We start from the raw sequence: 4237 nt of genomic DNA, 5'->3' as shown, positions 1-4237 counted from the left end.
GAACTTCAGCTTGGCGATCAACCTCAGTTCCTTTTCCGCAAGCGTCGAGGCATAGTCGGGCACTCCGCCCGGATAACGGTTTTCAAGGCCTTGCCAGGTCAGCCGTTCCAGCCGGTCCTGCGGGTTCTCGCCGTCACTGATCTCGTCGGGATATTCATAGGAAAGCTCGGACAGGTCGAAGCTGCAGCGGGTCGCGATCTCAACACTCCGCCTGAGGGCCGCCGGATGGTGGCGATAGAGCCGGGCCATGTCGCCGGCCGATTTCAGCCGCCGCTCGCCGTTCAGGAGAGCCTTCGTGCCGATCTCGTCGATGGTGCAGCCTTCGCGCAGGCAGGTCAGCACATCGGCAACCCGCCGTCGGTCCGCCCGGTGCATCAGCACATCGCCGACGGCCACCATCGGTGTTGCCAGACTGTGGGCGGCTTTGGCACAGGTGCGGAACCAGGCCTGGTCGGTGCCGTCATAGCGCGGTGCCGCGCCCAGAAACACATGACCTGGAACCTCCTGGCGCAGAGTGCGGATCTGGTCTTTAGCCGTCTCGCAAAATTCGGTTTTCGCATGATCAAACTGCGGCAGGGCAATGAAGACCAGACCGGCGCAGAAGTTCATGAGGTCGCTGAATTCCAGATGACAATCGCCTTTTTCCGCGCGCCGTTTGCCGAGGGTGAGCAACTGGCTGAGCCGTTCATAAGCCGCACGGTCGGTCGGCAGAGCCACCCAGTCGAGCGGACTGTCCTCAAGCACCAGCCGCGCGCCGACAATCAGGCGCGGCAGTTTCAAGGTCTCCGGTGCATTCAGCACCTGGGAGCTCCGGTCCTGAGGTGTCTGGCTCTCGACAGAAAGAGGGGAGGCCGTACTCGTGGCCTGTCGCGAGGACGGATCGACGGTGGTGTGGGACCGGATCTGAATACTTTCTTCGGTCGTCCTTCTGATTTCCTTCAGCGCCGAATAGGCCCTGACAACACCGGCAAGCGAATTCCAGTCGGTGACGGCAATGGCCTCCAGACCGAGGGACGCGGCGCGGGTCACCAGTTCCTCCGGATGGGATGCGCCCCGCAGAAAGGTGAAATTGGAGGTGACGCACAGTTCCGCATAGCGGGGAATATCCCAATGCAGACTGTCGGGCATGACATGGGAGGTCATCAGCCGAACTCCCCTTGCACGAACCAGCCCGGGTTCTGCGGTGTGTGGAACAGCCACAACCGCTGACCCTGACGCGTGCCGACGCGCCAGTAGTCTCTGAGGCCATGGGCCCAGCTGTCATTGTCTTCCCACCAGGCCGGTGTGATCCGTTCCGGGCCTTCCGCCTCCTGTGTCGTCAGGGACCGGCCCCGCCAGCGGAAACGGTTTGGCGGTTGCGGGCCGTTGCCGAGAATGGGTTCGGGCGGAAACAGCCTCAAGGGACGGGGGCGCCTGGCAGGCCAGAACCGGACCGGACGGCTGTAGGCGGCCGGAACGAGTTTGAAGCTGCGTTCGGGGATATGGCTGTCGACAGGGGCAAAGCGCAGGATGTTTTCAAGGCCCAACCGGTTGCCGAGCTGGGTGATCAGATCGGCAAGGCTGTCTTTCTCCCGGGTCTGCGCCCGGTCCAGTTGACGCAGGCCGAGTTCTTCGATCTGGACAGCCTCCAGACGGATCATGTCGATGCCATAGCCGGCATCGACCGCGCTGACGCCACGCTCGAACAGAGCCAGCATCCGCTCCGCATCGCGCATCGGCCGGGCGAGGCGCAATTCGACCGACTGGTTTTCCTGATCCACCCGGCGGAAGGTCAGCCTGAGGCTGCGTGCGCCCTTCTGTGCCGTGTCCAGCCGGGCGCACAGATGAGTAAGCAGTCGCCGGGTGCCCGCCATGACGTCGTCCAGAAGGCCGATCGGGTCGGGCAGGGTGATCCTGACAGCGAAATTCTGTTCGTCCTTCAGGGGGGAAATCTGCTCCCCGATGGCTCCAAGCGCCTGATCGAGATGCCTGAGCACACTCTGGTCATAGCGCCGGGCAATGGTGGCCCGGGGAAGGTTGTAGAGCTCCGATACGGTGGCGATGCCAAGGCGCTCCAGGTTTGTGCAGGTCTCGTGGGAAAGACGCAGGGCGGCAAGCGGCAGGGATCCGATCCGGGCAAGGGTCTCGTCGGATCTGGCAATGCCTTCGGAAAAATGGGACAGCGCCCAGGCCGCCCCCGGTGTTGAAGCAAGGCCAAGGCGGGTGGTGAGGCCCGCCCGGGTCAGCCGGGCCCTGACATCGTCAAGAAGCGGTTCTTCGCCTCCCAGAAGATGGGCCGAGCCGGTAATGTCCAGAAACAGACCATCCCGACCGTCAAGGCCAACCCAGGGGCAATAACGTGTCGCCCATCGGGCCAGCAGTTTCAAAAAGCGCTGATCGGCCTCCGGGTCGGCGGGCCTGGTCAAAAGACCCGGGCAGAAACTGCGGGCATGCACCAGCGTCATGCCCCTTTGCAGACCGAATGTTTCCGCGCGTGGGCACAGATCGTAGATCCGTTCCGAATTGCGGTCGAAAAGGGTCAGGGCAAAAGGCGCGTCGACGGGACCGGCACGCAGGGAGCGCTCAGCCGACAGCCTTGGAAACCACAATGACACGATGCGACGCTGCATCCCAACGGACCACCCATTCCGATAATGTTCCTATTTTGTTCTTTATAAGTGACCAGCGCCAGTGAGTCGAGTCATGGCTGTTTTGAGGTGGATGGTTTTGACGAGGAGAGGGGGAGGGAGACATACCGCTGCAGCGCCATCTTGTTTCAGCGGCATTGCTGCCCGCACCTTCCGGAATGACCAACAGGCCGGTTGTGCGCCCGGCTTCCGCAGCCAGCTGCAGACGCCTGCCTTCGGTCAGGCCCACCGGGCCGCTGACTTCGGCAACCACAAGACCGGCGGCCCCGGAGCGCAAGGCCGTTTCGGCACTTGTCAGCACATCCAGCTGAGTGTCGGCACGGGCAATCAGCAACTTGCCGGGGTCGCAATAAGGGGAAAGGCCTTCCGGATTGACTGTCGGTTGCCAGCGTTCCGACACCCAGACCACAGCCCCCTTGGCTTGCCCGGCGCTGATCGCGGCAAAAACCAGTCCGCCTTCACCGCACACTTCATGAGCGCGGGATCTTTTGAGCGGAAACACGGATGAAAACGACAGTGACATGAAAGTGACCCTAACCGAAGCGTTTCGCCTTCGAAAGTCGGAGGATGTGATTTTCGAAGGTGTTCCGAAACCGCGCTCCGACGTGCCGCAGAACAGGGTGATTCTCGGGAAACGGACAGGGGTATATCTCTCCGACAGCAGTGAGGTTTATAAATAGGTAGAAAAATCAATATGTTGAAGGAGGTGAACTTTCATTGGGATGAAAGACGTTCCGGTTTCATGTGAGTTGACCGGATTTTCTGAAATTACAAAAAACAACGAGACCGAAGTGCTTTTTCAGTACTGAGGGGGAGAAGAATTGTGCAGTTGAAACCGTTTGTAGTACGGTAGAAGCCGGATCTTTTCCGAAATCGGGGAAGTCAATTGAAATTTTTAATTCTTTCCCTCTTGCAGATGCGGGCAAGGCGTCTTTTAATGTTCATATGAACGTCATACAACGTTCATATGAAAACAATACGAAACGCAGGCGCTATCGTTTCTGGTGCTGATGAAGCCATTTCAGTGCCAAGAAAACCAACTGCTGACCGGGGCGGATACGCCCTTCTAGATGGGAGCAAATAAATATGGCTTATCGTAAGACTGTCGCCAGCCTTGTCGCTGCGGCTGCCCTCCTGGGCACTTCTTCCGCTTCTTATGCCGCAACCGACATCTCCTGGTGGCACGCCATGGGTGGCCGTCTGGGTGAAGTTGTTGTCGACATTGCAAACGGCTACAACGAATCTCAGGACGTTTGTAAAATCACACCGGTATTCAAGGGTACCTACGAAGAGACCCTGACCGCAGGTATCGCGGCATTCCGCGCTGGTGAACAGCCGAACATCCTGCAGGTGTTCGATGCCGGTGCAGCGACCATCATCGGTGCGAAAGGCGCTGTTATCCCGGCTCAGGACATCCTGGAAAACGCTGGTGTCGAATTCAACATCGAAGATTACATCGACGGTGTTCGCTACTTCTACGCCGACAGCGACGGCAAGTTGATCGGCATGCCGTTCAACTCCTCCACTCCGATCCTCTACTACAATGTAGACGCTCTGAAAAAAGCAGGTGTCGAAGCTCCGAAGACCTGGGAAGAATTCCAGGAAATCGC

4 protein-coding genes are annotated in these 4237 nt (G+C 59.5%); 1 reads left to right on the top strand and 3 read right to left on the bottom strand.

What is annotated here, in order from left to right; genetic code table 11:
• The 3 genes from K5905_RS28720 to K5905_RS28710 form a co-directional block, all read right to left on the bottom strand.
• Positions 1 to 1143: PHP domain-containing protein (locus K5905_RS28720; RefSeq protein ID WP_297590832.1), on the bottom strand; the 1143-nt coding region annotated here is incomplete at its 3' end.
• Positions 1143 to 2609 (bottom strand): DUF6504 family protein, encoded by a 1467-nt coding sequence (locus tag K5905_RS28715; protein WP_297590830.1) that lies wholly within the window; start codon positions 2607 to 2609, stop codon positions 1143 to 1145. The genes K5905_RS28720 and K5905_RS28715, both read right to left, overlap by 1 nt.
• Positions 2563 to 3150, bottom strand: a complete 588-nt coding sequence (locus tag K5905_RS28710; protein ID WP_297590827.1) for a hypothetical protein — start codon at positions 3148 to 3150, stop codon at positions 2563 to 2565. The genes K5905_RS28715 and K5905_RS28710 overlap by 47 nt, the downstream gene beginning before the upstream one ends.
• A gap of 563 nt (positions 3151 to 3713) precedes the next feature.
• Between K5905_RS28710 and K5905_RS28705 the strand changes: the two genes are divergently transcribed.
• Positions 3714 to 4237, top strand: a 524-nt coding sequence (locus K5905_RS28705; RefSeq protein ID WP_297590825.1) for an extracellular solute-binding protein, incomplete at its 3' end; no start/stop codon positions are given.

The organism is Roseibium sp., from assembly GCF_025698965.1.
In the GTDB taxonomy this organism is placed as follows: domain Bacteria; phylum Pseudomonadota; class Alphaproteobacteria; order Rhizobiales; family Stappiaceae; genus Roseibium.
This window is presented reverse-complemented; position numbering and strand designations above follow the sequence as displayed.

What these genes read in the sequence shown, in the direction of transcription:
- K5905_RS28715 (WP_297590830.1), bottom strand. Translation starts at nt 2,609, where the DNA reads ATGCAGCGTCGCATCGTGTCATTGTGGTTTCCAAGGCTGTCGGCTGAG.
- K5905_RS28710 (WP_297590827.1), bottom strand. Translation starts at nt 3,150, where the DNA reads ATGTCACTGTCGTTTTCATCCGTGTTTCCGCTCAAAAGATCCCGCGCT.